This window comes from Brevibacillus composti (genome assembly GCF_016406105.1).
Classification (GTDB): Bacteria; Bacillota; Bacilli; order Brevibacillales; family Brevibacillaceae; genus Brevibacillus; species Brevibacillus composti.
Genome location: NZ_CP066308.1, coordinates 4,186,726 through 4,213,427, shown reverse-complemented (window position 1 = coordinate 4,213,427; position 26,702 = coordinate 4,186,726). Strand labels below are relative to the sequence as shown.

The 26,702-nt window shown below is 53.3% G+C and carries 19 protein-coding genes; 18 read left to right on the top strand and 1 reads right to left on the bottom strand.

From position 1 onward, the window contains the following. The first annotated feature begins 72 nt into the window (after nt 1–72). The 11 genes from JD108_RS21015 (at nt 73) to JD108_RS20970 (ending at nt 16,736) form a co-directional block, all read left to right on the top strand. The gene (locus JD108_RS21015; RefSeq protein WP_198830211.1) at nt 73–1,305 is read left to right on the top strand and encodes an efflux RND transporter periplasmic adaptor subunit; all 1,233 of its coding nucleotides are present in this window, start codon (nt 73–75) and stop codon (nt 1,303–1,305) included. Continuing rightward, complete coding sequence (locus JD108_RS21010) at nt 1,302–4,415, top strand: efflux RND transporter permease subunit (protein WP_198827857.1); 3,114 nt, start codon at nt 1,302–1,304, stop codon at nt 4,413–4,415. The genes JD108_RS21015 and JD108_RS21010 overlap by 4 nt, the downstream gene beginning before the upstream one ends. A gap of 311 nt (nt 4,416–4,726) precedes the next feature. Further along, nucleotides 4,727–6,022: an HD domain-containing protein gene (locus tag JD108_RS21005; protein ID WP_198827856.1), complete on the top strand. Its 1,296-nt coding sequence runs from the start codon at nt 4,727–4,729 to the stop codon at nt 6,020–6,022. Further along, on the top strand, nt 6,015–6,539 hold the full coding sequence (locus JD108_RS21000; protein ID WP_198827855.1) for a YwgA family protein: 525 nt from the start codon (nt 6,015–6,017) through the stop codon (nt 6,537–6,539). The genes JD108_RS21005 and JD108_RS21000 overlap by 8 nt, the downstream gene beginning before the upstream one ends. 175 nt (nt 6,540–6,714) lie before the next feature. Continuing rightward, on the top strand, nt 6,715–6,849 hold the full coding sequence (locus tag JD108_RS22635) for a hypothetical protein (RefSeq protein WP_267459284.1): 135 nt from the start codon (nt 6,715–6,717) through the stop codon (nt 6,847–6,849). Between the two features lie 148 nt (nt 6,850–6,997). Continuing rightward, nucleotides 6,998–7,393 (top strand): thioredoxin family protein, encoded by a 396-nt coding sequence (locus JD108_RS20995; RefSeq protein ID WP_228728236.1) that lies wholly within the window; start codon nt 6,998–7,000, stop codon nt 7,391–7,393. A 130-nt stretch (nt 7,394–7,523) separates the two neighbouring features. Continuing rightward, nucleotides 7,524–8,420 (top strand): S-layer homology domain-containing protein, encoded by an 897-nt coding sequence (locus JD108_RS20990; RefSeq protein WP_198827854.1) that lies wholly within the window; start codon nt 7,524–7,526, stop codon nt 8,418–8,420. Nucleotides 8,421–8,442: 22 nt separating this feature from the next. Beyond that, the gene (locus JD108_RS20985; protein WP_198827853.1) at nt 8,443–12,390 is read left to right on the top strand and encodes an ABC transporter permease; all 3,948 of its coding nucleotides are present in this window, start codon (nt 8,443–8,445) and stop codon (nt 12,388–12,390) included. Between the two features lie 84 nt (nt 12,391–12,474). Then, complete coding sequence (locus JD108_RS20980; protein WP_198827852.1) at nt 12,475–15,072, top strand: lipase/acyltransferase domain-containing protein; 2,598 nt, start codon at nt 12,475–12,477, stop codon at nt 15,070–15,072. Nucleotides 15,073–15,661: 589 nt separating this feature from the next. Then, nucleotides 15,662–16,159, top strand: a complete 498-nt coding sequence (locus tag JD108_RS20975; protein WP_198827851.1) for a YwhD family protein — start codon at nt 15,662–15,664, stop codon at nt 16,157–16,159. Between the two features lie 247 nt (nt 16,160–16,406). Next, entirely contained in the window at nt 16,407–16,736 is a 330-nt protein-coding gene (locus JD108_RS20970; protein ID WP_228728235.1) for a hypothetical protein, read from the top strand. Between the two features lie 243 nt (nt 16,737–16,979). Here JD108_RS20970 and JD108_RS20965 read toward each other — a convergent pair whose 3' ends face one another. After that, nucleotides 16,980–19,034 carry a transglycosylase domain-containing protein gene (locus JD108_RS20965; RefSeq protein ID WP_198827850.1) on the bottom strand — a complete coding sequence of 685 codons (2,055 nt, stop codon included), beginning with the start codon at nt 19,032–19,034 and terminating at the stop codon, nt 16,980–16,982. A gap of 300 nt (nt 19,035–19,334) precedes the next feature. On the opposite strand from JD108_RS20965, the gene speE reads away from it, so the two are divergent. The 7 genes from speE (at nt 19,335) to kamA (ending at nt 26,632) form a co-directional block, all read left to right on the top strand. Beyond that, a complete protein-coding gene (gene speE / locus JD108_RS20960; protein ID WP_198830209.1) occupies nt 19,335–20,168 on the top strand; it encodes a polyamine aminopropyltransferase in 834 nt (277 codons plus the stop codon). Nucleotides 20,169–20,185: 17 nt separating this feature from the next. After that, nucleotides 20,186–21,058, top strand: coding sequence for an agmatinase (gene speB, locus JD108_RS20955; protein WP_198827849.1), 873 nt, complete (start codon nt 20,186–20,188; stop codon nt 21,056–21,058). Nucleotides 21,059–21,271: 213 nt separating this feature from the next. Continuing rightward, on the top strand, nt 21,272–22,522 hold the full coding sequence (locus JD108_RS20950) for an MFS transporter (protein WP_198827848.1): 1,251 nt from the start codon (nt 21,272–21,274) through the stop codon (nt 22,520–22,522). A 91-nt stretch (nt 22,523–22,613) separates the two neighbouring features. Further along, on the top strand, nt 22,614–23,051 hold the full coding sequence (locus tag JD108_RS20945; RefSeq protein ID WP_198827847.1) for a YwiB family protein: 438 nt from the start codon (nt 22,614–22,616) through the stop codon (nt 23,049–23,051). Nucleotides 23,052–23,144: 93 nt separating this feature from the next. Continuing rightward, on the top strand, nt 23,145–23,537 hold the full coding sequence (locus tag JD108_RS20940; protein ID WP_198827846.1) for a hypothetical protein: 393 nt from the start codon (nt 23,145–23,147) through the stop codon (nt 23,535–23,537). 79 nt (nt 23,538–23,616) lie between these two features. Beyond that, nucleotides 23,617–25,077, top strand: a complete 1,461-nt coding sequence (locus tag JD108_RS20935) for a sigma-54 interaction domain-containing protein (RefSeq protein ID WP_198827845.1) — start codon at nt 23,617–23,619, stop codon at nt 25,075–25,077. A gap of 202 nt (nt 25,078–25,279) precedes the next feature. Then, nucleotides 25,280–26,632 (top strand): lysine 2,3-aminomutase, encoded by a 1,353-nt coding sequence (gene kamA, locus JD108_RS20930; RefSeq protein ID WP_198827844.1) that lies wholly within the window; start codon nt 25,280–25,282, stop codon nt 26,630–26,632. Nucleotides 26,633–26,702: the final 70 nt, after the last annotated feature.

Here is a 26,702-nt window from a genome sequence, read left to right as displayed (position 1 = left end):
TTCCCATCCGTATGTAATAACAGAAAATAGGTCAGAAGCCAGGGAGAAAAGAAAATGGAGCGATGCAAGAGCATGAACGGAAAATGGCTGTATTCTCTCATCATCATAGGTTTATTGACAACGGCGGCGTGCAGCAATCAGGAGCCGGCCGCCGAAACAGGGAGCGAAGTGAAAAAGGTCGTGCTGGCCACGGTGAAGCAGGAGCAGGCGGTAAAGGTGACCGAGCTTTCCGGGACGCTTGCGCCTTTGGAGGAAGCACTGGTGTCCTTTGAGGTCGCCGGCCGGATTACGGAGCTGACCAAAAATGAGGGGGATACCGTTAAAGCCGGGGATGTACTGGCCCGTCTGGACGGCAGCGATTATTCTCTCCAGGTAGCTGCCGCCAGCGCTACGGTGCAGCAGACCGGGGCCACATTGGCCAAAGTAAACAACGGAGCGCGGGAGCAAGAGATCACGCAAGCACGCCTGCTCGTAGAAAAGGCGACCGTCGCCTATAACAAGGCGCAGGATGATTTCAAACGGATTGAACGGCTCTATCAGGAAAAAGCCATTTCCCAGAGCGAATACGAAAACGCGCAAAACTACCTGACTGTCGCGGAGAAGGATTTGCAAAACGCGCAGCAAGCCTTTTCCCTCGTGACACAGGGAGCACGGGCAGAAGACAAGGAACTGACGCAGGCCAGCTACAAACAGGCCGTGGTCACCCAGGAAATAGCGGCGAGCTCGCTGGCAAAGACACAACTTCGCGCTCCGATCGACGGCACGATCATCGCCAAGCTGACGACGGAGGGCTCTCTGGTGGGCATAGGCAGTCCGGTCTACCGCGTGGGCGACATCCGTACGCTCAAGGTGGTACTGCCCGTGCCGGACCGCGAGATTTTTGCCTGGCGCGAGGGCGAGACGATTACGCTGGATCTCTACGGACAGAAACGGGACGCCAAGGTCGTCAAAATCTATCCGGCTGCCAACCAGGGCACCGGAACCATCGGAGTCGAAGTACAGGTAGCCAATGAGCGGAAAGATTGGTTCGCCGGGCAAGTCGTCAAAGCGATCAAAACCGTCGAAGGAAAAACGGGTTTGTACATACCGGTGGAAGCCGTGATCAGCCGCGGGCAGGGCGAAGCCCATGTCTTTGTAAACCAGGGCGGAAAAGCGGTGAAAACCGCGGTGACGATCGGCGAAATCAACAACAACCGACTGGAGATCACTAGCGGATTAAAAGAAGGGGACCAGCTCGTGGTCAAGGGTGTCGACCGGCTGTTTGACGGTGACCCGATCGAAGCAGCGGGAGGACAACCACAGTGATTGAGTACATCATTCGCAAGCGAAAAATCACGCTGCTGTTTTTTGTAATGGTCATCCTGGTGGGCTTCCTCAGCTTTTTTCAGCTGCCACGGCAGGAACAGCCGGACGTCATCGTCAATTTGGCGATGGTGACGACGATCTACCCAGGCGCCTCGCCGGAAAAAGTGGAGCAGACGGTCACGAAAAAGCTGGAGGAAAAAATCAATGAGCTGCAAGGGCTCAACTATATCTCATCGGTCTCCAGCCTCGGAGTATCCAGCATCATCGTGGAAGCCAAAAGCGATGTGGACCCCAAGCAAAAATGGGATGAACTGCGCAAGAAAGTAAAGGATGCCGAAGCGGATTTGCCCGAGGATGCCAGACAGCCGATTATCAACGACGATTTGAACCGGACATTTGTGCAGACGCTGGCGATTACCGCCGATACGCGGGAAGAGCTGTACAGCCTGCGTTCCATGCTGAAATCATGGAAGGAGCAGCTGCGGACGATCCCCAATGTAGCCGATGTTACCATCGAGGGTCTCCCCGATGAGGAAATTCACATTCAGGTGGATACCCAGAGACTGACGCAGTTCGGCCTCACCTGGGGTCAGGTGTTGATGGCAGTCAAGCAGGAAAACGAACGAATCCCGCTCGGCGATCTCACCTCCGACAGCCGCACGTACCAGCTGAAGATTGCGGAAAATCAGAATGTGGACGCATTGGCCGACATTATCGTCTCCCGGACGAGGGAGGGGTACCCGATCTACCTGAAAGATGTCGGCAGCGTCGAGCTTGCGACCGAGTCGGTCGAATCCTACTCTTATTTCAACGGCAAGCCTTCGGTGTCGATCAGCATCAATGCGGAGACGGGCAGCGATGTTCCCTCTCTCCAAAAACGCGTCGAGGAGAAGATGGCCGTCCTGGAGAAGTCCTTGCCCGCTTGGGCCGAGAAGCACTCCATCTACTCGCAAAACGAACGGGTCAACGAATTGTTCGGCGACCTGTCGCGGGAGATGCTGGTCGCCGTCAGTGCGGTGCTCTTGGTCTGCATGCTGGGGCTGAATTTGATCACTTCGTTTGTCGTCGCGCTGGCGATTCCGATCTCCCTGGCCGTCGGGCTGCTGTTTCTGCCCTCCATGGGAATCACGCTCAATATGATTTCGATTGTCTCTTTGATCATTGTTCTGGGGATTCTGGTGGATGACGCGGTAGTGGTCAACGACAATATCGAACGCCGCTTGTCCACGCTGGGCGAGAGGCCGATGCGGGCGGCGGTGATGGGGGCAAAAGAGGTCTCGATCTCCATCACGACGGCGACGCTCGCGACGATCGCCTCCTTTGGCCCGCTGATGTTTCTCAAAGGCAACGTGGGGCAGTTTATCCGTCCGGTGCCGGTCATCATATCCTTGACGATGCTGGCGTCGATGATCATGTCCCTGACGATTATTCCGATTTTCCGCCAGTGGTATGAGCTGCGCCGGAAGGGCGGGGTAGAGGGGTACCGCAAACCGCCGGGTCTCCTCGGAAAACAGCTGCATCAGCTGAACGCCTGGTATGCGGGAAAATTGATGCCGCGCATCTTAAAGCGGCCGCTCATGGCCGGCATGGTGGGCGTTCTGATCGGGACCAGCGCCTATGGCCTGATTCCGTTTACCCCGATCCAGCTGTTCCCCAACGACGACAGGCCGCAGTTCCTGGTAAATGTGCGCGTGCCGGTCGGCAGCAGCATCGAAGAGACAGACCGTGTCGTTCGCGGCGTTTCCGACTGGATTATGAAGCAGCCGGGCATAACGGAAGTGGCCGCGTATGCGGGGGGCAGCGCTCCCAAGATGTTCAGCGGGGATACAAGCGCGGGCGATGGGATCACGGTTGGACAGCTGGTCGTCCGTTTTGACAAATCACAGGTCCAGATCGATGACATGATTGAGCCTTGGCGCGAAGAATTCAAACAGCTGTATCCGGAAGCGAGCATCTTGCCGGTCGAGCTGGAAGCAGGACCGCCTGTCGGCAAGCCAGTGGTGATCCGCGTGTACGGCGAAGACATTCCGACGCTGCGCTCGCTGGCCGAACAGATCAAGGACCGCGTCGCCAGGGTAAACGGCACCTATGATGTTCAGGACGATTTCGGAATCGAGCGCTATGCGCTGGAATTCGTCGTGAATCAGGAGCTGATGAAGGAAAAGCTGGTGACGTACAACGACCTGTCGCAGACGCTGCGGCTGGCCAGCGAAGGCATCACGGTGAGCCAGTTTGACACGGGCGAGGATCTGCTCGACATCAAGCTGTTTATGAACAAAGGGGAGGAAGACCCCACCGTCCTGTTCCAGCGATTGACCGTGGCCAATGCGCTCGGTCAACAGATTCCGGTCTCCCAGCTGGCTGAAGTAAAGCCTTCCTTTAGCACGCAAAAAATTCCGCACCGGAATCTCTCCCGCACCGTCACCATCTACAGCGATGTGCGCGGCCGAACAGCGACCGAGGTGATGGCCGAGGTGAAGCCGATCCTGGAATCCACGCAGATGCCGGAGGGCTATCGCTGGGAAATCGGCGGAGAGACGTCGGAGCAGACGGATATCTTTATCGATATGGGGAAACTGTCAGTCATCGTCGTCTTCCTGATTCTGATTTTGATTGCGATGCAGTTTTATTCCCTCAGCATTCCGGTGCTGGTGCTCAGTACCGTCTATCTCGCTTTTGCGGGCAGCTTGATCGGGCTGTTCGTGACGCAGACGCCGCTCGGCTTCATGACGATGATGGGGGTGATCTCGCTGTCGGGGATCGTCGTGCGAAACGGGATTGTCTTCATCGAATTCATCGAAGAGGCGCGGCATGCCGGCGTGGAGTTGAAGCAGGCCGTCGTGCAGGCCGGGGAAGCGCGGCTGCGGCCGATTTTGCTCACCTCGCTCACAGCCGTCGCGGGCTTGACGCCGCTGGCCATAACCGGCGATGTCTTGTTCCGACCGCTGGCGGTCACGATTATTTTTGGCCTGTTGTTCTCGACGCTGCTGACGCTGATCGTCGTCCCTTCCTTCTACACCGTTCTGGCCGAGCGGAAAATGAAGCGCAGGGCGAGACTGGCGGCGAAGCGGCCTGACCTGTACGGGCCGGAAGCGGAGCTGGACATGTAGCGAAGAAGAGAGAAAGCAAGAGGGGAAGAGAGAGGGTGCCTCGACCAAGCTAAAAGCTGGAGAGGCACCCTTTTTTTCATGGGAAGCATCGCTAGATTCATGTGCGGCAAACGGCTCGCGGCCTGCCTTTTTGGTACGGCTGCTCTTCGCCGTCCAGACGTATTGTCGCGGACTCCGAGGTCGATTTTTTCCGGCTTTCTTTTAAAACGGGTTCAAGATTTTTGCCTGATAGGCGTTATATTTGTTCCCTGCCCGTATGATATAATCCGATAAACAGGAAATTTGCGGAACGGGAAGGGAGAGTGTCCAGGATGAGGCAGCCCGATCTTTTGGAAGAGGAAAAAGTGTTTAAAGACCCGGTGCACAGCTATGTGCATGTGCGAGACAAGCTGATCTGGGATTTGATCAATTCAGCGGAGTTTCAGCGGTTGCGCCGGATCCGGCAACTGGGCACGAGTTTTTTTACCTTTCACGGCGGAGAACACAGCCGCTTCAACCATTCCCTCGGCGTCTATGAGATCATGCGCCGCATTTTGGAGACCTTTGACGGAAGAATCCAGCTTTCCTATGAGGAGAAGCTGCTCTGCCTGTGTGCGGCCTTGCTGCACGACGTCGGGCACGGGCCTTTTTCGCACTCCTTTGAAAAGGTGTTTCGCTATCATCACGAGGACTGGACGCGGGCGATTCTAGAGGGCGACACGCAGATTAACCGGCTTTTGCGGCGGATGGGCGAGGATTTCCCCAAGCGGGTCGCAGAGGTCGTCGCCAAAACCTATGACAACAAGCTGATCGTCAGCCTGGTCTCCAGCCAGATCGATGCCGATCGGATGGATTATCTGCTGCGGGATGCCTACTACACCGGGGTGAATTACGGCAATTTTGAAATCGAGCGGATTTTGCGCGTCATGCGGCCGACCGATGAGGGCATTGTCTTCAAGCACAGCGGGATGCATGCGGTGGAGGACTATATCATGTCGCGCTATCAGATGTACTGGCAGGTGTATTTCCATCCCGTGACGCGCAGCGCCGAGGTCGTGCTGAGAAAGATATTTCAGCGGGCCAAGGAGCTGTTTGCCCAAGGCTATCCCTTCTATCAGGAGCCGACGCTTTTGTTGCCGTTCCTGCGGGAAAAGGTAGAGCTGTCGGATTACTTGTCCCTGGACGAGTCCGTGATCCTCTTTTACATGCAGCTGTGGCGCCAGGAAGAGGATGCCGTATTGAAAGACTTATGCGCCCGTTTTCTTGACAGGAATCTCTATAAATACGTCGAATATAACCCGAGAGACTTCCGTTTGCTGGCAGAGCTAAAAGAACTGTTCCAGTCGGCGGACATTGACCCGGCCTATTATTTGGAAGTAGACACCACCTCCGATCTTCCGTATGATTTTTACCGTGCCGGCGAGGACGAAGAGCGGATCCCGATTATGCTGCTGATGCCGTCGGGTGAGCTGGCCGAGCTATCGGAGAAATCGGAGATCGTGCAGGCGATCAGCGGCAAGCGCCGTTTTGACTACAAACTGTATTTTCCGATGGATAAAGTGTTGGCATTGCCGGAAGAGTTATCCGGAAAGATACGAGACCGTCTGGGAGTGATGGAGGATGCTTAAGCGTCACGCCAAAATCATACGCTTAATCGAGATCGTAGGGGAAGTAAGCGGGCGGAAAAAACTGCAGAAGATGGTATACATAGCAAAGCAGCTCGATATCGACTTCGACGAGAGATTTGAATTTCACATGTACGGCCCCTATTCGGAGGAGCTCACCTTGCGGGTGGACGAGCTGTGCAACATGGGGCTATTAGATGAGCAGGTGGAGACCAAAGGGGCCATCCACATGTACCGGTATACGCTAAATGATACCGGACGGGATTTTTTGCGTTTTCACGAGGTGGATTTCGGAAAAGGCGAAGAGGTCATCCTGCGCATGAACGAGGAGAACTCTCGCTTTCTGGAGCTGGTCTCGACGATTCTTTATTTTAACCACCTTCCCTATGAAGAGATGAAAGCGAAAATTTTTACGTTTAAAAGCAAGCAGCGCTATTCGGAAGAAGAGATTCAGAAGGGGCTGCAGCTCATCGAGGAATTGCGGGCGCTGATGAAAGCCAATCCCGCTGCTTTGATGTAAGGGAACGTCTATTTTGTGTTGGGGAAACGTGCGGGAAACAGGCGAGTGAATAAACAGGCATTTTTGGACAGAAACAGGCAAAGTGAATATGCAGGAAGTCTGGACAAAAACAGGCAGCCAGGATAAACGTCGGTCGGATGACCGGCTTTTTTTTGTCCCAGGGAGGAAATGCATAATGAGCGGGAAGGCAGTCCGGGTGGATGGTGCCCGGGAAGGGAAGGCAGTCCGCAGTCCGGCAGCGAGGGTCTGGGTTGGGAAGCAGGCCGAGTGCTCGCGGATCACCAGACTTGCTTTGGCCGTTGTTCCTTGACAATGAGATAGCGTGGCGATACAGTGCTCGTCGATCAAGCGGGTGCTTGGGTGGGCGTAATTGGCGGGCAGACCCGGCAGGTCATGGGGTAATGAAATGATAGCCGGAAGCCCACTATCAGCAAATAGTCTTGCAAGGGGGATAAATCGTGAAGACGGGACAGAAAAAACGAGGCCTAAAGCCAATTTGGCTGTGGGGCAGCGCAATCTTTTTGGGCTGCATGTTTGTGGCGGCGCTCCTGTCCGCCGCTGCGGGAGAGGAACAACCGAGAGTCGTGTACGTATACAGCGATACCTGCGGGTACTGCAGCAGCTTCACCCCGAAATTCGAACAGGCCGTCAAAGCGCTCCCTGCCAGGAAGGTCGAGAGGCTGGACATCCATAAGCAGAGAGAGTTGGAAAAGGCGATTGCGCTCGGTGCCCAGGTAACGCCAACGGTTTTTGTCTTGAAAAAAGGGGAAATAGTGGGTAAGTTGGAAGGGGATGTAACGGAAGAGAGGTTGCAGAAGTTTATGGAGGAGCAGATGTATAGTCAGTCTTTCTAGGGCTGTCCAACAAGTTTTGTGCTTCTTTTTCAGCTCCTAAGTATGGGGCAGAATTTCTTCCTACTTTGTAAGAAACCATTGAACAAGAATTTAGTAATATCCTAAGTTGGCTGAAGGGGGATTTTATACCGTGAACCAATTGAAAAAACTACTCCCTATTATGTTGATTTCGGTAATGTTCTTGACGGGAACAGTTGTTGCGGGTACAAAGACTACACTTGCTGCTGCTCCAAAAGCTGGACAACAGACGGATTATCAGAACCATCAATATAAAGATGTAATTCAATATGCAATTCAAAACAAACTCATGTGGCTTTTTCCCGATGGAAATTTCCGGCCGGAGCAACCGATTACCCAGGCTGACTTGGTAAGTGGACTGGTTAATGCAAAGGGTCTTACACAGGGGAAAGAGCTGTCCGAGTTCCCAGCTAATCATTGGGCAATGGTTTACTATGAACGGGCCTTGAAGGATGGGGTTTTGGATGGTGTACCTGTAAACCCAAACAAGGTTATCAATCGTGAGGAAGCATCTTTGCTTATGTACAATGCTTGGAAAAGCACCTCCATAGGTTACTTAAAAACACGGCAGGTATACTCAGATGCCGCAGTAGACAGTGGTTGGCTTCCCAAAAAAGAGGGCAAGTTTGTTAACGGGGTATCGACAACCGCATATGACGGTTTTGGAACTGTTAGTCGCGGGGAGGAAGCCTATGCCTTATTCCTCCTTCACCAATATATGAATGATATAAAAGTTGGGGAGAATATTGCATTGCAATTTCATAATTCCTTGAAAGTTTCTGGAGGGGTTTTGAAAGGGCGAATACCTGTAGTCAGCGGGAAAAATATTAGACTCCTAATACGATTCAATAATGATACTGTAACTTCGTACTACTCTGGTGATTTCACGGTAAATACAAGTGCGGTCAAATACATGAGCTTTACTGTAAAGAACTCGGGACAATCTAAAGCAATTGCAGCTTACAACTATGATGAATTGCCACATTTAGTCCGCAAGAATACCCGATAATTGGGGGAGACACATGAGGGGTATGTGGGATAAAATTGGGAGAATGATATTATTAGCGGTGATGATTGGAAATAGCTTCATGACTTTCCCTTATGAGTCAGAGGCATCTCCATCTAATCCGGACCTAAAAGATAGATTTGCTGGATGGTTAGACCATGACAAAATCGTTCAGGATAGTGAGGACCATTTTCTAACTGGATTTGGATTTAATAATGAACGGATGAATTTAACCATAGCAGATGTAAACTATAGCGGGGCAACGAGTGGAAGCGGTAAAGTCGCTAACTACTCCCGAGCTTTAGAAAAAGCCGATAACGGCTATCCAATTGTTGATCAGGCTGAGGCCATAGCTTGGGCCCAACTTTTTAATGGTAATCCTGCCTTTTTGAAGTCTGAAAACGGGCTGCATGGTGGGGTTATTAGCGGAGGGGGAGGAGACACGTACACCGGCTACCTCCTCTCCAAAGTAGCTGAAATGTCCGGAGGTAGGGGAAATGCCTTTACCTTTCGCCCATCCCGTACAGGTGAAAAAGGCTCCTTTGTCGGTGTTACGAGCTTTACTACTACGCAGCGCCCAGACGGAGCCATTAGGACTGATAAAACAACGTACAATGTTGGCGACCTTGTTACTATTACCGCCTGGGGGAAAGACTATAGCATCTACAACCGTGGTCTCAAAGTGTATAATTATTACATTTACAACTTAGATACTGGACAAACGGAAAAAGCATTTTACGAATCAATTACTGACTATCCAATTGCTGGTGAAGGTAATGGAAGTGGGCAGACAGTCAATTTTCCACAAAAGACCTGGATACCTACAAAAGCAGGTAACTATGAAGCGAGAATTCTTTTTACAGACTCCCATGCACGTAACACCAAAAACGCCCCCGCCGTAAACGGCCCGGGCGTTCCGTATTTTTATAAGTTCACCGTTGGAACCCCACCCCCACCCAAAGAAGACCCGCCTCCCGCTCCCGAAGACCCACCCCCGCCCAAAGGCTGCCAAAAAACCACCATGGATATCCGAGTAGAAAGCGATAACAGCGACCGCGAACTGAAAGGTGTGACAAGCGGCGGAGACACGGTATACATCAAAGAAGAAGACCGCTTGGTAATCACCGCCTCCAAGCCGGGAACCTTCACCCAAAATGGAATCCCCCTGCGCACCGGCTCCGGAGGAAATCGAAATGTCGGAGTGTTGGATTATGCGGACGCCGGGAGCTTCACGATCACATACACCAGCGACGATGGAACCTTGTGCTGGGAAAAAGTGTTTTACGCCAGTTCCGGTAAAAAAGGAGAAGACGGATGCCCCATCGTTCAGGTTAACAATGACTACACAACAAGCGGCAGCGTCATCGAAGTGATACCGGGACAACAGGTTAGCATGATTACGCACTATATCGACAAGTACGGGAATAAGCAGCCGCATTATACCTACTGGCTTGTTACCTTGCCAGATGGAAAGACGGAAAAACTCCCTGTCGGCTACGATAATAGAGACAGGCCGGATCCTTACCAGTCTGACCGATTAACACTTCCCTACGGGTCGAAGACATCTGCTGCTTTTGTTCCGCTTGAGCCGGGCAAGACATACAAAGTGAAATTAGACATGTCCAATACCAACTATGCCAAACGGCCGGAATGCGACTGGGAAATCACCATCAAAGTGAAGGATCAAGCCTGCACTATCGATATGCAAAAACAGCTCAGCGCGAAAATACACGGTCAGCCGCCCCATGAATTCCCTCCTTCTGGCGATTACATCGAACCTGTTTTCGGAGTGAAAGCATCCATAGACCATTTCACGAAAACGGCCGAAGGTTACGATACCCACTTAATGCTTTCCGCCAATATGGCAGGGAAATGGTACCTGAACAAAGGATCCACCAAATCGCCCTTGAGCGGACCGTTGCAAGCAAACGGAAAGTTCCAACTCCTTCTCCCTTCCCATATCCGTGCGGGAGACGCGCTGCAGGTGATGTTTGTCTCGGATGACGGCTGTATCTTCGAATTTGTACTTTACCTGAAAACCAACCAATCTTGTTTTATCCTGGATGTCGCGTTGGTAAGGCAAGGGGGTCAAGTTGAATGGGAGCGCTCGGTGAAGCGTGGAGAAAAGATAGAGATGTCTCCAGAGGGTTTTACCAGTGAGCATTCCCTCCGTTTCTATCCGGAAGTAGCCTCTGAATACCAAATATTCTATCTGGATCCGAAAACACAGCAGTGGTCCCCGAGACGAGACGGGAAGTGGCTAGGCAGTTCCAACTCGCCTCGACTCGAGCACACCCTCAATTTTCCCAAAGGCGCTGACGGACTAGCCTTGGAAGGCCTGTACAAAATTTATTTTTACCCGGATAACAGCCGATACGCCCATTGCGACGGAGTTTTCTTTGTTCAAATCGGAGAGGGGGCGCCAAAGCCGGAGGGTGAAAACCTGCTCATCATCAAGAGCAGCTTTGCCATTTCCCCGAAAGACCCGCAGGCGGCCGGCACAGACGCGACCATTACCTTCGATGTGAAAAACGAGGGCAAAGAAGCTCACGACACGATTTTGGCGGTTCGCTGGGAAAGCTCGGAGCAGGCGACCAGACTTGACGTCAAGAACTTCAGGCCCGGCGAAGTGCGAAAAATTACCGTGCCGACAAAATACCCGCAGCAATCGGAGAACTTCATTGCCAACATCAATCCGGAAAAAAACAGGCCTGAACATGAAACCGTCTGGCCGGATAACCGCGCACAGTGGCCCGTTTCCGTCAAAGAGGAGCTGAAGATTCCTGCGCCTCCGGGGGGAGGAGGCAATCTGGACGGGGGGGAAATTGAGCTGATCATCATCGACAGCGGCGGCCGCGAACTGCAAAAGCTGACCACCCATCTGGATGGCGTTTGGGAGCGGGAGCCGGCGACCATTCGCGTCGTCATCGGCCAGACCAAGATCAATCAAGCCTACGAGCGGATCAAACAGGAGATCAATCAAAATATTCAAGCCTACCAGGCCCAGCTCTATCAGTCTGTGAGCGGCGAAGGAATCAAGAATGTCAGCGTGACAGCCACTCCCGGCTCGATCGCCGATGCGAAGAGCATGGCGTTCTACGCCCCGACTATGCTGGACCTTCGTGTGGGCGGCCCCGGAAACCCGCAGGAGTGGCGGGTGAGCAGCGCTTCCGCAGGCGGCGACTATCTCTACACGGGGACGGTTGTCCCTACGCAAACCACTTGGCGACAAACCCTGCAGTCAATCAAATACCAGGCGTCCATCAACGGATTTGTCATCACGGTCGATTACCGCGTGCAGTTCGACGTGAATTACGACCGTTGCTCCGAAGATGAGGAGGGAGAGGAAACGTGCAGTGCGGAGACCATCGTGCAAGAGATGACGGGGAGATATACCGTCACCGTAAAAGGGAGCGAGCGTACCTTCGAGGTGTTTGAGCCTAATGCGAAAGGGGTTCTCCGCCACACAGCCGAGTGGCTGGAATACACGGCCCGCGACCGCTATCCCGCCAACAAGCCGGATGATTTTTACGCGGGCGAGCGCATCCTGACACATGTCCTGCTGGAGCCGCGCCATCAGCATCCGGTCAGCGGCCAGTACCCGGAGATTGCGGGAGCTCAGTCGTGGATCTCGGAGACGGGACTGCGGCAGACCCCGCTGCAATCCACTTTGGCTTTAAAAAAGACGACGCCGCTTTGGTGGCAGGGGCCGTCCTATACCGTGCCTAAGCTGGGGCAGCGCGAGATGGGCGTGGACACTCCCTTGATGGGGGACAAGCAGAAAGGGTTTCAAAAAGGAGCTTCCTATGCCGTCTATTTTACCGTTCGGTTCCGCTTTGGGGCCGAGAAGGGTTTTGCCTTTCCCCAAAAACAAAACGGTACCGGCCATGACATCGCGGATTACCGTGTGCCGTTTACCGTCACAGCCAACGCCTGGGAACGTCAAGGAATACGCAATCACACCACGCGCTAGGTGCCTGTGAATGGAAATTTATTTGCCCCCTCTGTCTGTCTTTTTCTACGGTAAAAGAAGAAACAGGCTAGAGGGGGTTTTTTGATGAAAAAGCGCTTTGCGAGGATCACGTGCACAGTCGCGATGGCGGCCTTGCTGATATCGGGCAGCATACCCGCAGGCATAGCGAGTGAAAAGCTTCAGCTCGCCGGACAGCCCGGTGTCGGGGAATGGCGGAAAATGGAGCCCGAAGCCCCGGAGCAGGCGGACAGCGAAACAGACGCGCCTGATATGGAAGCACCCCGAGAAGATTCATCGCCGGATGGCGTCCCGGAAGACGGTCACGAGGCGCCTGCAGATGAGTTAGGATCGTCCGCGCCAGAACGGACAGAAGAAGAGGAGGCCGCCACAGGTGAAGCTCCAGATGGTTACCCGGAGTCAGAGGGGGATGGCGAGGAGCTGGACCAAGAAGAGATCGAGGAGGGAGCCCGCCGTTTTTACCGTCAATATTCAGGCGGCCGCAAGCCCAGCAAAGCGGCATTAAGCAAAGAGTCTAAAACGTATGAAGTCGAGTCCAATGATACGTTTGAAAAAGCGGATTACATGTTTGCGGGGAACAATGCTTTTGGCAGAATCAGGTCGAGCAGCGATGTGGACACCTGGAAAATTGAGCCCAGGGATCACGGCACACTGACATTTACGTTAAGCCTGCCCCCTTCCGCCGACTACGATATCTATGTCTACGACAAGGAGAAAAGGGAGCTGGGGAATTCAAAAAATAGCGAGGGGAAAGTGCGGAAGGTTGAAAACATCGGCGTAGAGAAGAAACAGAGGTACTACGTCCGTGTCGTCGGGAACAATCGCAGCTATAACAACCAACTCTACTACCAACTGCGCGCCGACCTTCGCACGGGACAAGAGGGAAAGCCAGATCCATACGAGCCGAATAACAGCATACGCGAATCCGCGAAACTGGAAGCCGCGCAGATAACCGCGAACCTGCACCGAAAAGAGGATGTGGATTACTATCAATTCTCCGTAAAAAAGGCCTCAACCATCGTGGTGAAACTGACAGACATACCAGAGACGATGGATTTGGATATACAGCTGTTTGACGGCAGCAGCAAACAGGTCGCCTCTTCCGAAAAGTCCAAAAACAAGGACGAAGAGATTGTTTACAACGGCGACCCTGGGACCTACTACATCAAGGTCTATGCAAGCCGCAGCTCGGCCATCACAAACCACGCCTATCGCTTAAGCCTCCAGACTTACACCATTCCGATCATTTTGATCCCCGGTATTGGCGGGTCCCGTCTTCAAGCGGAGGAAGAGGGAGAAGTAAGAGAGGCATGGCTCGGCCTTGTTGACATAGGATTCGGGATTGGCGATCTTCGTCACCGAATAGAGCTTGCTCTGAAACCGGCGGAGAAAAATAGCGTAAACGTAGTTCCGTATGCACCATGGATCAAGATTAATCCCGAGGGAACGGATGGGGGATTCCGAGCCATCGAGTCTCTCTCCTACACGATTAAATTTGACTATGTAGAAAAAAGGGTCGAACAATATTTAAGCATGGTAAAAAGGCTAGAAGAGGAAGGGTATACAAAAAACAAAGATTTGTTTGCCATGCCGTACGACTGGCGTTTGAGCAATAAAGAGAATGCAAAGTATCTGAAACAAAAGATTGATGAGGCGCTCCGAACGAGTGGGGCAAAACAGGTTCAACTTGTGGCTCACAGTATGGGAGGCCTACTGGTAAGAGAAACATTGCTGACGACCGCTTCCTATCAGCCAAAGGTCAAACGAATTGTCTATATGGGAACGCCATTTCTAGGCTCACCTCGAGCGTACCAGGCTATTAAGTTTGGGTATAACTTTGGGATTCCGGTATTCCATGAAGGGGCGGGCAAGGCCATCGCTGAATATGCCCCAGCCGTTTACGAGCTGCTTCCCTCACGTACATTATTTGAAAAGGAGCTTGTCCTGAAGAGGGATCCCGTTTACGGTTTCCCCTATAACGCGATGCTCGAAGATGACCGAGTCAAGCTGGATTACCTCCCACTGTTAAAGCATGCGGATACCCTTCACAGTAAATGGGATAACAAAACCATTCGTGTTCCGCAATACTCTATTATTGGTTTTGGACAAACCACGCTGAAGGGATATGAGTATTTTACGGGTTTGAAGGTTCTGAGGCCCTTTTTTGAAAGTGCAGGAGATGGGACTGTTACTTTGGCGAGTGCCAATTACGGACAAAAAGATATTTTGAAGAAATTTTATGTAGCGGAAGAACATGCACAATTGCCAAAAAATCCACAAGTGATTGAACAGGTTGTTCAACTTACCAGAGGGAATGATCGGGTCCAACCGGGTTTGCGCCATACGGCCAATACCAAAAACGATTATTTGTACTATATTCTCTATCGAGAAGACGGCGAATTCCCGGAAATAACATTTACCAAATCAGGACAAACCATTGAGATTACGCCCGATAAGAGAGAAGAATGGGAAGACCTACGGATTGAATATCACGGCAATACCGTCGTCATCCACGTACTGGACCACGAGCCCCTCACCTTTACGCAGTCAAGGCAGTCGCGTAATGGAAACTCCTCTGCCGTCCAGATCGAAACCTATTCGTCAAAAGACAAAGCGGACCACCGTGTAGACGAAGACGCGTACAAGAGAAAGAGAGGCGATTAATCTGGAAACGGTCATAGGCTCTGTAGTTTTTACCATCATTTTTTCTTGGATTACCGGCATCCCCGTCGTTTTGCTAACGATCTCGATCTTTACCACGGTTGTTTTCAACGTAAGAGCTTGGGTGAACATGCTGATCATGTTTCTCGTATCTTTTGCTTGCTACGAATTAATATTTGGGGAAGACAGTTGGTTTGGAGGCGATGTGCCTTACAACTTGTTCCGGGCCTTTAACACTGCTTGGACCGTACAGCTTGCAGCATGGCTCATCCGCAGCATCTTCCAAGCCTTCAAAACCAAATGAATGTAACCGCCAAAACTAATCATGCGGAACACACCCGTTCAAACGCATCTGTCACATGGAAAAGAGACCGCTCCTTCCCTGCGGTCCTTGGCAAATTGCACCAGGCACCCCGGCAAATTGCACCGGGCACTTGGCAAATTGGCCGCACCGGCAAAACTGCCCCAGGCACTCGGCATATTCTGCTGGCCGCACCGGCAAAACTGCCCCGGGCACTTCGGCAAATTGCCACGCCCCTTCCTTTCAGGGTAGAATATGAGCAAGAGTACGTATGTAAAGAGGTGTTGAGCGGTGGATATTTTTGACAGCAAAAAAGGCGGCTTTACAATTGTCAACAGCAAGACGGACGTCCATGGCGGTTTCGGTCAGGGGGTATTGGATTTGTCGGCGGTGTCGTCGGTCATTATTGACGGGGACGAAGCCTATATCGATATGGGAGCGCTTCACGCCAAGAGTGCAGTGGAGAAAGGGATCAAATGGACAACGAACAAAGATGAAGTGCCGAACGGCAAACCTTATTGGATTGTGTGGGTAACCGTGGATCGCAACGAAGCGGGGCCTTACTATGCGGGAGCGACAGCATGCTACATGGAGGTGGATCGGGAAGCCCGCCGCGGGTACAAGATCCTGGCGGAACACGTGAACCGGATGGATTACTCCATGAAACGCCGCATTATGCTCTCCGAATTAGGCGATAAGGAAAAAGCCGCCCTGAAAAAATTGCTCATGACCCATAACGAAAAAATGTGGGAAAATTCCACGCAAGAACTAAAGGACAGCTTGGCCTGAGCTGGAAATCTTGAACGGTATGTGAACAAATCGTGAAATCAATTGTTAGTCATATTGAAGTCAGGTACACTTAATTCCATAGCTGTATACATGTACACTAGGTTAGCAAACAGGGAGAGAGCCGTCACTCTTTCCCTGTTTGTCTTTTTTCGAAGCCCTCCAACAATATTTACAGCGCATTTGCCCGTGGCTGTCGTCGCAGACTAGAGATGTACGTCCATACTGTTGCCACAAGGAGGCGTTTTGGTTGACCGACGATACTCGCATCCGCGATGAACAGGATCACTTTGTCCGGCACGGCGGCGTGCATTTTCGTTCCCTTGTGTCTCCCCAGGAAATTAACAAATTTATTGGCAGACTGCCTGCCGGTAAACGAGAGAGCTTGTTTGAGGTGTTGGATGAATTAGAAAAGGCCGGCAAGATCAGCATCTACAACGACCAACTGTTTGCCGACGGGAACGGTGTGGTCGGGGGCGGCGAGCAGGAGACGGCCCAAGGTCAGGGGCAGGGCAACGTGCAGCAAGGAGTTTCTGATGCCGCCGCATCTCCCGAGGCCAATCGCCCCTCCATCCATTAGTCCGGTACAGAGGTCGGCAAAATCGAGGACAAAGGTCGGAATAAAGTCGGCAAATCGAGTACAAAGGTCCGTGTCGGTAGACCGACTACAAAGGTCGATACAAACGGCAGAGGGGCGGTACAACGTTCAACAAAAAGATCGGTCCTCAAAGTCTGTTAGGTGGTCAGCAAAGGCCCTACCCCGTCCAGCAGATGCTGTTCGGGTAAGGCCTTTTTTCCGCATGGCCACATCTTTGACGTTCTGTCAGTCTCCCGGCTGGCTCAGCCAGCTGCCCATTCGCTGCCAGATCGATGGCGAATCCGGCGGGGTCAGCGGTTGGGGCGATTCGTGTTCGGGCAGATGATCGTTGCAAAACTCCTGCGGCTCTGTGCCTTTGGCAAAGTAGAAGAGCTGAGGGTTCGGGCAGTTTTCTGTCGCCAGTTTTCCGGATTTCGGATCGATATAGACCGAGACCACCCCTGCAGGCATCTCGAACAGGGCCGGCGGCTGATCCGCCAGTGCTTTTTCCATGAACTCCGCCCAAATTTTCTTGGACAGATACCCTTCCTTGACATCATCCACCTTGCGATTCTGATCGTACCCTACCCAGACCGTGCTGACCAGCTGCGGTGTAAAACCGCTTAGCCAGGCATCGTAATCCGTCGAACCGGTTTTTCCGGCTACCGGCCGGTTCAGCAGTTCCGCGACCCGATGGCCGGTGCCGCCGCGTTCGAACACGCTCTGCATCATATTGGTCAGCAGAGCGGAAGCGATCGGGTCGGCCACCTCGGTTTTTTCCGTCTTTTCTTCGACGAGGATATTTCCCTGCTGATCCTCGATGCGGGTAATCGCAATCGGCTTTACATAGGCGCCGTTATTGGCAAAAACGGCGTAGACCGCATTCAACTCCAGAGGGGATACCGGCGAGGCCCCCAGCGCGAGAGAGGGCACGGCGAGCAGGGGACTGTTAATTCCCAGCTGTTTGGCCGTATCCACGACTTTTTGCGGGGTGAGATGGTCGATCGTTTTTACGGCATAGATATTGTCCGAGGTTTTGATCGCTTCCCGCATGCTGATGAAGTCGTGGGCGTAGCGTTCGCCAAAGTTGCGCGGGATGTACTGCTTCACCCGGTCATACGTAAAGACCGTCGGTTCGCTTTTCATCATGGTTAGAGGCGTAAAACCGTTTTGCAAAGCGGCCAGGTACAGAATCGGCTTGAATGACGAGCCGGGCTGCCGCTTTCCGAGCACCCGGTTGTACTGGCTCTTTTGGTAATCCCGTCCCCCGACCATGGCTTTGATATGGCCGGTCTTCGGGTCCATCGCGACCAGGGCGGCCTGCAGATCGGGGCTGTCCTTTGGCAGCGTCGCCGCGACGATCTCCTCGGCCTTTTTCTGCATGACCGGGTCTAGCGTCGTATAGATCTTCAGGCCCCCGTGAATAAATGTCTCCTCGTCGATCCCGTACCGGTTTTTCACCAGATTGGCCAGATAATCCTGAAAATAAGGGGCGAGCTCAGGCGCCTTTTCGCGGCTTCTCTCCCGCAGCTTGATGGGCTCGGCAAAGGCTTTCTCCACCTGTTCGGAGGTGATGTAGCCGGAGCGCTGCATCGCTTGCAGGATCAGCTTTTGCCGCGACTTCGCCTTTTCGAAATCGACATAGGGCGAATAGTAGGAGGGTCCCTTGGGGATGCCGGCCAACAGTGCGCTTTCCGCCAGGGTGAGGTCTTTGGCGTCCTTGCCGAAGTAAGTTTGGGCAGCGGCTTGGGCGCCGTAAGCAGAATGGCCGTAGTAGATCTGGTTCATGTACATCTCCAGGATCTCATCCTTGGTGTAATTGAGTTCCAGCTGAATGGCCAGCAGCGCCTCTTTGATTTTCCGCTCCCAGGTCTTGTCCAGCGTCAAATAGAGGTTGCGGGCGAGCTGCTGGGTAATGGTGCTGGCCCCCTGCACTTTTTCCATATGGATCACGTCGACATACGCTGCACGGGCAAGCCGCTTCAGGTCGATCCCGAAATGATTGTGAAAGGAGCGGTCTTCGATGGAGACCGTCGCCTGTATCAGCGCCGGGGCCATCTCCCTCAGCGGCACGACGATCCGGTTGTGGCCGCGATGCAGCGTATCGATCACTTCGCCATTCTCTGCGTAGATCGTGGTTGTTTGATTGATAAATACCTCCGGAAGCGGCTGCGAGCGGAGGTACAGAATCAGCATCAGCAGGGCAAAGGAGCCGCACAATAGGCTGAGTATGAGAAATTTTACGAATTTCTTTACCAGACGAAGGTATCTGAGCAGCGGGGCTTCCCGCATCACTTCCATGACATCTCGCCCTTTCCTCCCTTATTTTTTGCTTCGCGGGGCATAATACGTAGACGATGCTTTTTCCCATTTAGTATGGGGAAAAATGGGTCAAGATAAACTTGGGCTGCTGCGCAAAAAGACATTTTTGAAAAACTTCTTGCATTTTGGGGTCCAGCCACTATAATTTTCTTGGCAGATACGAATTATCCAATCCTCGCGTCTGACTTCCATTACGAACCAAATAGCGGCCTCTGGCCTAGCTTTGGTCGCGTTTTTCAACCAACGCGGTTATTAAAAGGAGGGTACATAATCATGAACATGGAACTGTGGTATACCGAAAAACAAACGGAAAATCACGGTATTACAACAAAAATTAGCGAGACCTTATACAGCGAAAAAACAGAATTTCAACAGCTGGATATTATCAACACCAAACAATTTGGCCGTATGCTGGTCCTCGATGGCATGGTCATGACCACTGACGTGGATGAGTTTGTCTATCATGAGATGATCTCCCACGTGGCCCTCAACACTCACCCGAACCCGAAGAAGGTTCTGGTCGTAGGCGGGGGAGACGGCGGCGCAATCCGCGAAATCGTCAAGCATCCTTCCGTAGAAAAAGCCGTGTTGGCTGAAATTGACGGCGGGGTCATCGAGTCTTCAAAAAAATACTTTCCACACATCGCCAGCGAACTGACCGGCAATCCGCGCGTTGACGTCCAAGTGATCGACGGCATCAAGCATATCCATGATCACAAAGGCGAGTACGACGTCATCATGGTCGACTCGACCGAGCCTGTCGGGCCGGCAGTAGGCTTGTTTGAAAAAGGTTTTTACCAAGGAATCTACGATGCGCTGAAGCCGGACGGCATCATGGTAGCGCAGACGGAATCCCCTTGGTTCAACCGCGATTTGATCAAACGCGTATTTAAAGATATCTCGTCTATCTTCCCGGTCACCCGCCTGTATACATGCAGCATCCCGACCTATCCATCGGGATTGTGGAGCTTTACCATTGGGTCCAAGCAGTACGATCCGCTGGAAGTCGATCCGAGCAAGATCAAGGACGTTGGCACCAAATACTACAATGCCGAGCTTCACCACGCTGCGTTCAAACTGCCGAACTTCGTGGCTGAGCTGACTCGCGACTAAGGACGGAGGCAGAGCAGATGCGTTTTGATGAAGCGTATTCGGGGAATGTGTTTATCCGCAGCCACGCCAACTACGAGGAGAGCCAAGCGGTGATCTACGGCATGCCGATGGATTGGACCGTCAGCTTTCGGCCGGGGTCCCGTTTTGGCCCGGCCCGTATCCGCGAGGTATCGATTGGCTTGGAGGAGTACAGCCCGTACCTGGACAGGCTGCTGGAAGAAGTAAAGTACTTTGACGCGGGAGATATTCCGCTGCCCTTCGGCAATGTCGAAGGCAGTCTGGAGGCGATCCGCGAGTTTGTCAGCAAAGTGCTGGCGGACGGAAAAATGCCGATCGGCCTCGGCGGCGAGCATCTCGTCTCCTGGCCGGTGTTTCAGGCGGTATATGAGAAGTACAAGTCCGATCTGGTGATTTTCCATTTCGACGCCCATACGGACCTGCGGGACCATTACGAGGGCTATCCGTATTCCCATTCCACGCCGATCAAAAAAGCGTGCGATTTGATTGGCGGAAAGAACGTCTACTCCTTTGGCATCCGCAGCGGTATGAAGGAAGAGTTCGAGTGGGCCAAAGAAAACATGCATCTCTACAAGTACGATGTGCTTGAACCGGTCAAGCAGGTGCTGCCGACCATCGGCAACCGCCCGATTTACCTGACCATCGACATCGACGTGCTGGATCCGGCCCATGCCCCGGGCACAGGCACGACGGAAGCAGGAGGCATCACTTCCCGCGAGCTGCTGGACACGATCCATTTCATGTCCAAAAACGGAGCCAATGTGATCGGCTGCGACCTCGTAGAGGTAGCCCCGGTCTATGATCACAGCGAAATGACGCAGATCGTGGCCTCCAAAATTCTGCGCGAGCTGATTCTGGGCTTTGTAAAATAAAAACTGTGCCCCCGTTCTGCCTGGGGACGACAGTCCACTTGAAACTCTATTTGCGAATACGCCTCCGGCACAGTTGTCCGGAGGTGTTTTTTATTCGGCGGGCGAGCGTCCCGAGATAGAAGGCATTCACTTTTTAAACATTTTCGTTTACAAATTAGTCTAAATTGGATAAAATGGTGGCAGATACCAAAGGGATAAAAGGGGCTGTCAGCTGTGAGAGAAGTGTTCGCCAACCGCGAGTTTAAGAAACTGTTTTTCTCCAATCTGTTTTCCGGTTTCGGTCAGGGGATGACGATGATCGGCATTGCCTGGTACCTGGTGGAGACGACCGGATCGGCGGAGCTGCTGGGAACGACCATGCTGACATCTGCCTTTCTGATGTTTTTTATCGGGCCTTATATCGGCACCTTGATCGACCGCCTGTCACGGAAAAAAATGATGCTGGCGGAACATGTTATCGGGTTCACAGTTCTGGCAGTCTTGTCTCTCTGGGGCTTTTTCGGCCCGTATGCGGAGTGGATGCTGATCGCGATCTACCTCGTCACGACCTTGATGTACCAGATTCACTATCCGGCGCAGGCGGCACTGGTGCAGGAGAGTTTTGATTCCAAGCATTACCACGCGATCAACAGCCTGTTGGAGGTAGAGGGGCAGACGGCTTCCGTCCTGGCGGGAGGTTTCGCCGGGCTTCTGCTCAATTATTTCGGCTTGCACCTGGTGCTTATGATCAATGCGCTGACCTATCTGACCGCGTATTTGCTGATGTCGACGATGGCGTATACATTCACCTTGGAAAAAGAAGCGAAGCAAAATGTCGGGGTATCCTGGATGGGACAGCTTTACCAAAGCTGGCAGTACATCCGCTCGCAAAAAGGCTTTCTCGTCTTCGGCATTTCCGCCATGATGCCGTTTATCGCGATTATGGCCAGCAATCTTTTGTCGCCCGTCTACGTGAACCAGACCCTGAAAGCGGATGTGACCGTCTATTCGATGGGCGAGGTCACCTATGCGGTCGGAGCGGTCGCGGCCGGCCTGCTCGTATCCAGGATGGTCGGCAAAGTAGGGCAGCTGCCCGCCATGGTCGGGAATACGCTGCTTTTCGCTGTCGTCACGATTGCCATGGTCGCCATCTCGCAGGGCTGGGGCTTTGTCGCCGCTTCGATCTTCTTCGGCTGGTGCAACTCCTCGGTGCGGCTGGTGCGCCAAACTTTGTACATGAATGTAGTGCCCAAGCAGGTGATGGGACGCGTGATGAGTTTCTTCAATTCGGTCGGTATGATGATGCGTCTCTTGCTGATCGGGCTGTTCACCTATACGGTCGACTACACCGGGGCGGGAGTCGGCTATCTGGTCCTGGCCGGGCTCTTGCTGCTGGCCGCGCTCGGGATCGTCACATCGATGCGCTATCTGCTGGAATCCGCCCAGTCGAGAGCAACAGTTGCAGCGGAGGAGACCTCCGCGTAAAATGGACGGGTGAAAGCTGTCCAGTCCGCGGCAGCAGCCGAGGATATGGCTGCTTGGCATGACCGTTTCGGAAAGAGAGGAATCGTGATCCATGCAAGAGGTGAGTGTAGAACTGAAAACCCGGCATCGGCTGTACGATGACTGGCAAGAGGAAGTAAACCGGTACGCAGGCCGCTTCGTGTGGAAGGAGAGCGACTGGTACCTGACGTATAAAGAACAGCTGGAGGGCGCTGGGGAGGTCAGCACCATTTGGAAAATATCCGAGGGAGTCATCTCCTTGGTGCGCCAGGGGGCCATCCAGACGAAGCAGATGTTCAAGCGGGGAAAAACGGATCGGACGACCTACCGCAGCCCCCATGGCACCTTTCTGATGGAACTGCACGTCAACAAGATGAAAGTAACGGCAGAAAGCGACATCCCGAGCCAGGTGGAAATTTCGTACCAGCTCTGGCTGAACGAGCAGTATGCGGGAGACCATGAACTTCGCTTGCAAATCCAATCCGCCGGGCAGTCCGCCCCGAACCTCTGAGCTGAGCCATGGCTCGGAGGTTTTTAAATCGGCTTGGCGAAGCCACAGTCATCACGTACAATAGTTGTAACTTGCGGCAGAGGAGGAAGCAGAATGACTTTTGTATGGGTCAACGGATTAATTGCCGGTCTGATTCTTGCAGCTTTTCTCGCTTTATGTGATGGCTTGTTCGGGACATCGACGTTTGCCGTACTGATTGATGTCAGCTATGTGCCCGGCTTGGCCGGACTTCCTTCCATCCTGGAACTAATGATTCACCTGTTGATCAGTGTGGTCGTCGTCTTTTTTATCGCTTATTTTTATCCCCGCGATCGGAGAGCTACGGTCAAATATCTGCTGTATTGGGCACTGGCCTTTGCGATTGCCTATCTGCCGTTCAGCCTGTTCAGCAAGACACCGCTATCCTTTGGTGCCTTTTTGATCTGGGTGCTGGGGCATTTGCTCTACACGGTCGTGGTAGCGGCGCAGATTGAGCGCCAGCGGTAAAATGTTATTTCAATGTGCTGAAAATTCGGCATAGTGATGGTTTTTTGGCAGCTTGTTGAAAAGGGAGGCATGCATCCGGATGCCAATGTCCGAAACAGTTGAAATGCTGCAGGCGATATTAGGAGCCATTGACGAAGGGATACACGTAGTAGACGCGAATGGGATCACAATTTTTTACAATCACGTCGCGGCGAAGCTGGACGGGCTTACTCCCGATGAGGTCTTGGGCAAACCTCTCTTGGAGGTTTTCCCCTCTCTCGATCGCCACTCCAGCACACTTTTGACCGTCATCGCAAGCGGAGAGCCGATCTTTAACAAGCCGCAAGCGTACACCAACTGGCGGGGCGTCCGCGTGGAGACGATCAATACCACCCTGCCCGTCCGGGTCGGCAAGCGTCTGGTCGGGGCTGTCGAGGTAGCCAAGGACATCGGCAAGCTGAAGGAGCTCTCGGAAAAGCTGCTGGACCTTCAGGCCAAAATCAGCGGACCGAAAAAGGGCAAGCGCAGTCAAAAGGCAGCCGCGGATGGCCTGTCCTTCCACTTTTCCGATATCCTTACACAAAACAAGCAGATGCTCCAGCTGATAGATCGCGCGAGGAAGGCAGCCAGGACCTCGTCGCCCGTCCTCATCTACGGCGAGACGGGTACGGGAAAAGAACTCTTCGTCCAGTCGATTCACCAGGCCTCCGTGCGGAGAGAGCAGCCGTTTATCGCCCAGAACTGTGCGGCCCTGCCCGCCACTTTGCTGGAGAGTCTCCTCTTCGGAACGACCAAAGGCAGCTTTACCGGGGCCGATGATCGCCCGGGCCTGTTTGAGCTGGCCGATGGCGGCACGCTTTTTTTGGATGAATTGAACAGCATGCCGCTCGATCTGCAGGCCAAGCTCCTGCGTGTCCTCCAGGACGGGGAGATCCGGCGAATCGGCAGCGGCCGGACTACGCGGGTGGATGTCAGGGTCATTGCCGCGGTCAATGAGCCGCCGCAGACGCTGGTCAGCAAAGGCGTGATGAGGACGGACCTCTACTACCGGATCAACGTCGTTTCCTTTGAGCTTCCGCCGCTCAGGGACCGGAGAGAGGATGTGGACCTGTTGACCGCTCATTTTTTGGAGAAGTACAATGCCAGGTTTCACATGCAGGTGAGCGGTGTCAGCGATGAGGTAAGGGCGCTGTTTGCCGGGTACGACTGGCCGGGCAATGTGCGTGAGCTGGAGCATGTGATCGAAGCGGCGATGAATATGGTGGAGGGGGATCGCATCGAAAGGGAGCATCTGCCGCTCCATCTGCTGGACAGGATGGCAGGGATGCCGCTTTCGGTGCAAGGCGGAGGTGAGGGACTTGCGGTGCAGACCTTCGAAGCGGGAGAGCGGCCCCTCCCCGAAGTGCTCAGGGTCGTCGAAGAGCAGCTGATCGCCCAGGCGATGCAGGCGACCGGGGGGAATATCCTGCGGGCAGCCAAGCTGCTGGGCATCCCGCGGCAGACTTTGCAATACAAGCTTTCGCAAAGGAGAGCCGACCCCAAGGACTCCTCTCAAACATAATAAGTGCCGAAAATCCGGCACAAATGCCTGTTGTTTTCCCACGGGGGAGAAGCGCTCTTTTACGATGTTGGCGTTTCTCTCCCTTTGTTTTTGCGGATTTGCCTGTTTTCTGAATCTTTCGATTAGGTTGGCACGAGTGTTGCATCTCTATTTTCATGAGCGTAACAAGCTGTAGTACACGCAGATGAGAGGGGATGACGATATGACGCTGGCTACTTTGCGCGACTGGCGCCAGATTGAACTATGGAAGGACGTTACGGAAGAACAGTGGAATGACTGGATGTGGCAGTTGACCCATACGATTCGTACGGTGGATGAATTGAAGCAAGTCATTAATCTGACACCGGAGGAAGAAGAAGGGGTTCGCATCTCCAACCAGACCATCCCGCTCAACATTACTCCTTACTACGCCCTCCTGATGGACCCGGATGATCCGAAGGACCCGGTGCGCATGCAGTCTGTGCCGCTCTCCTCGGAGATGGTGCGGACCAAATACGACATGGAAGACCCGCTCCACGAGGATACGGACTCTCCCGTGCCGGGGCTGACACACCGCTACCCGGACCGCGTGCTGTTTCTGGTGACGAATCAGTGCTCCATGTACTGCCGCTACTGTACGCGCCGCCGCTTCTCCGGCCAAATCGGCATGGGCGTGCCGAAAAAGCAGCTCGATGCCTGTATCGACTATATCCGCAACACGCCAGAGGTGCGCGACGTCCTCATTTCCGGCGGGGACGGCCTCTTGATCAACGACCGCATCTTGGAGTACATCCTGAGCAATCTGCGGGCGATCCCCCATGTGGAGATTATTCGCATCGGCACGCGTGCTCCGGTGGTTTTCCCGCAGCGCATCACGGAAAACCTGTGCAATATTCTGAAAAAATACCATCCGGTCTGGCTCAATACGCATTTTAACCACCCCAAAGAGATCACGCCCGAAGCCAAGAAGGCCTGTGAAATGCTGGCCAACGCGGGTGTGCCGCTGGGCAACCAGTCCGTGATCCTGGCAGGGATCAACGACTGCCCGTTTACGATGAAAAAACTGATGCAGGACCTCGTGAAAATTCGCGTCCGTCCGTACTATATCTATCAGTGCGACCTCTCCGAAGGGATTGGCCACTTCCGCACACCGGTGAGCAAGGGCATCGAGATTATCGAGCATCTGCGCGGCCATACTTCCGGCTATGCCGTGCCTACCTTTGTGGTAGATGCTCCGCACGGCGGCGGAAAAATCCCGGTGATGCCGAACTATATCGTGTCCCAATCGGCGGATAAAGTGGTGCTCCGCAACTTTGAGGGCGTCATTACGGCTTATCCGGAGCCCAAAGAGTACCACGCCCACGATGAAGAGAATTGCGAATACTGCAAAGCTGCAAAAGGCAAGGCTGTCGGCATCGCTGCCTTGATGAAAGACGAGGCGGATAACCTGGAGCCGGTCGGTTTGCAGCGGAACAAGCGGATCAAAGCGACCAAGGTCAAATCTTTGGCCGACGTGCGAAAAGAGCAACAAGAGAAAAAGAACACCGGAGATGAAAAACAGGCCTCCGGAAAATAAGCAGCCAAATACATGTGGATCGCCCGGGATCCTACTGGATCGAACCGGCCCGGGCAAAGACACCTCGACT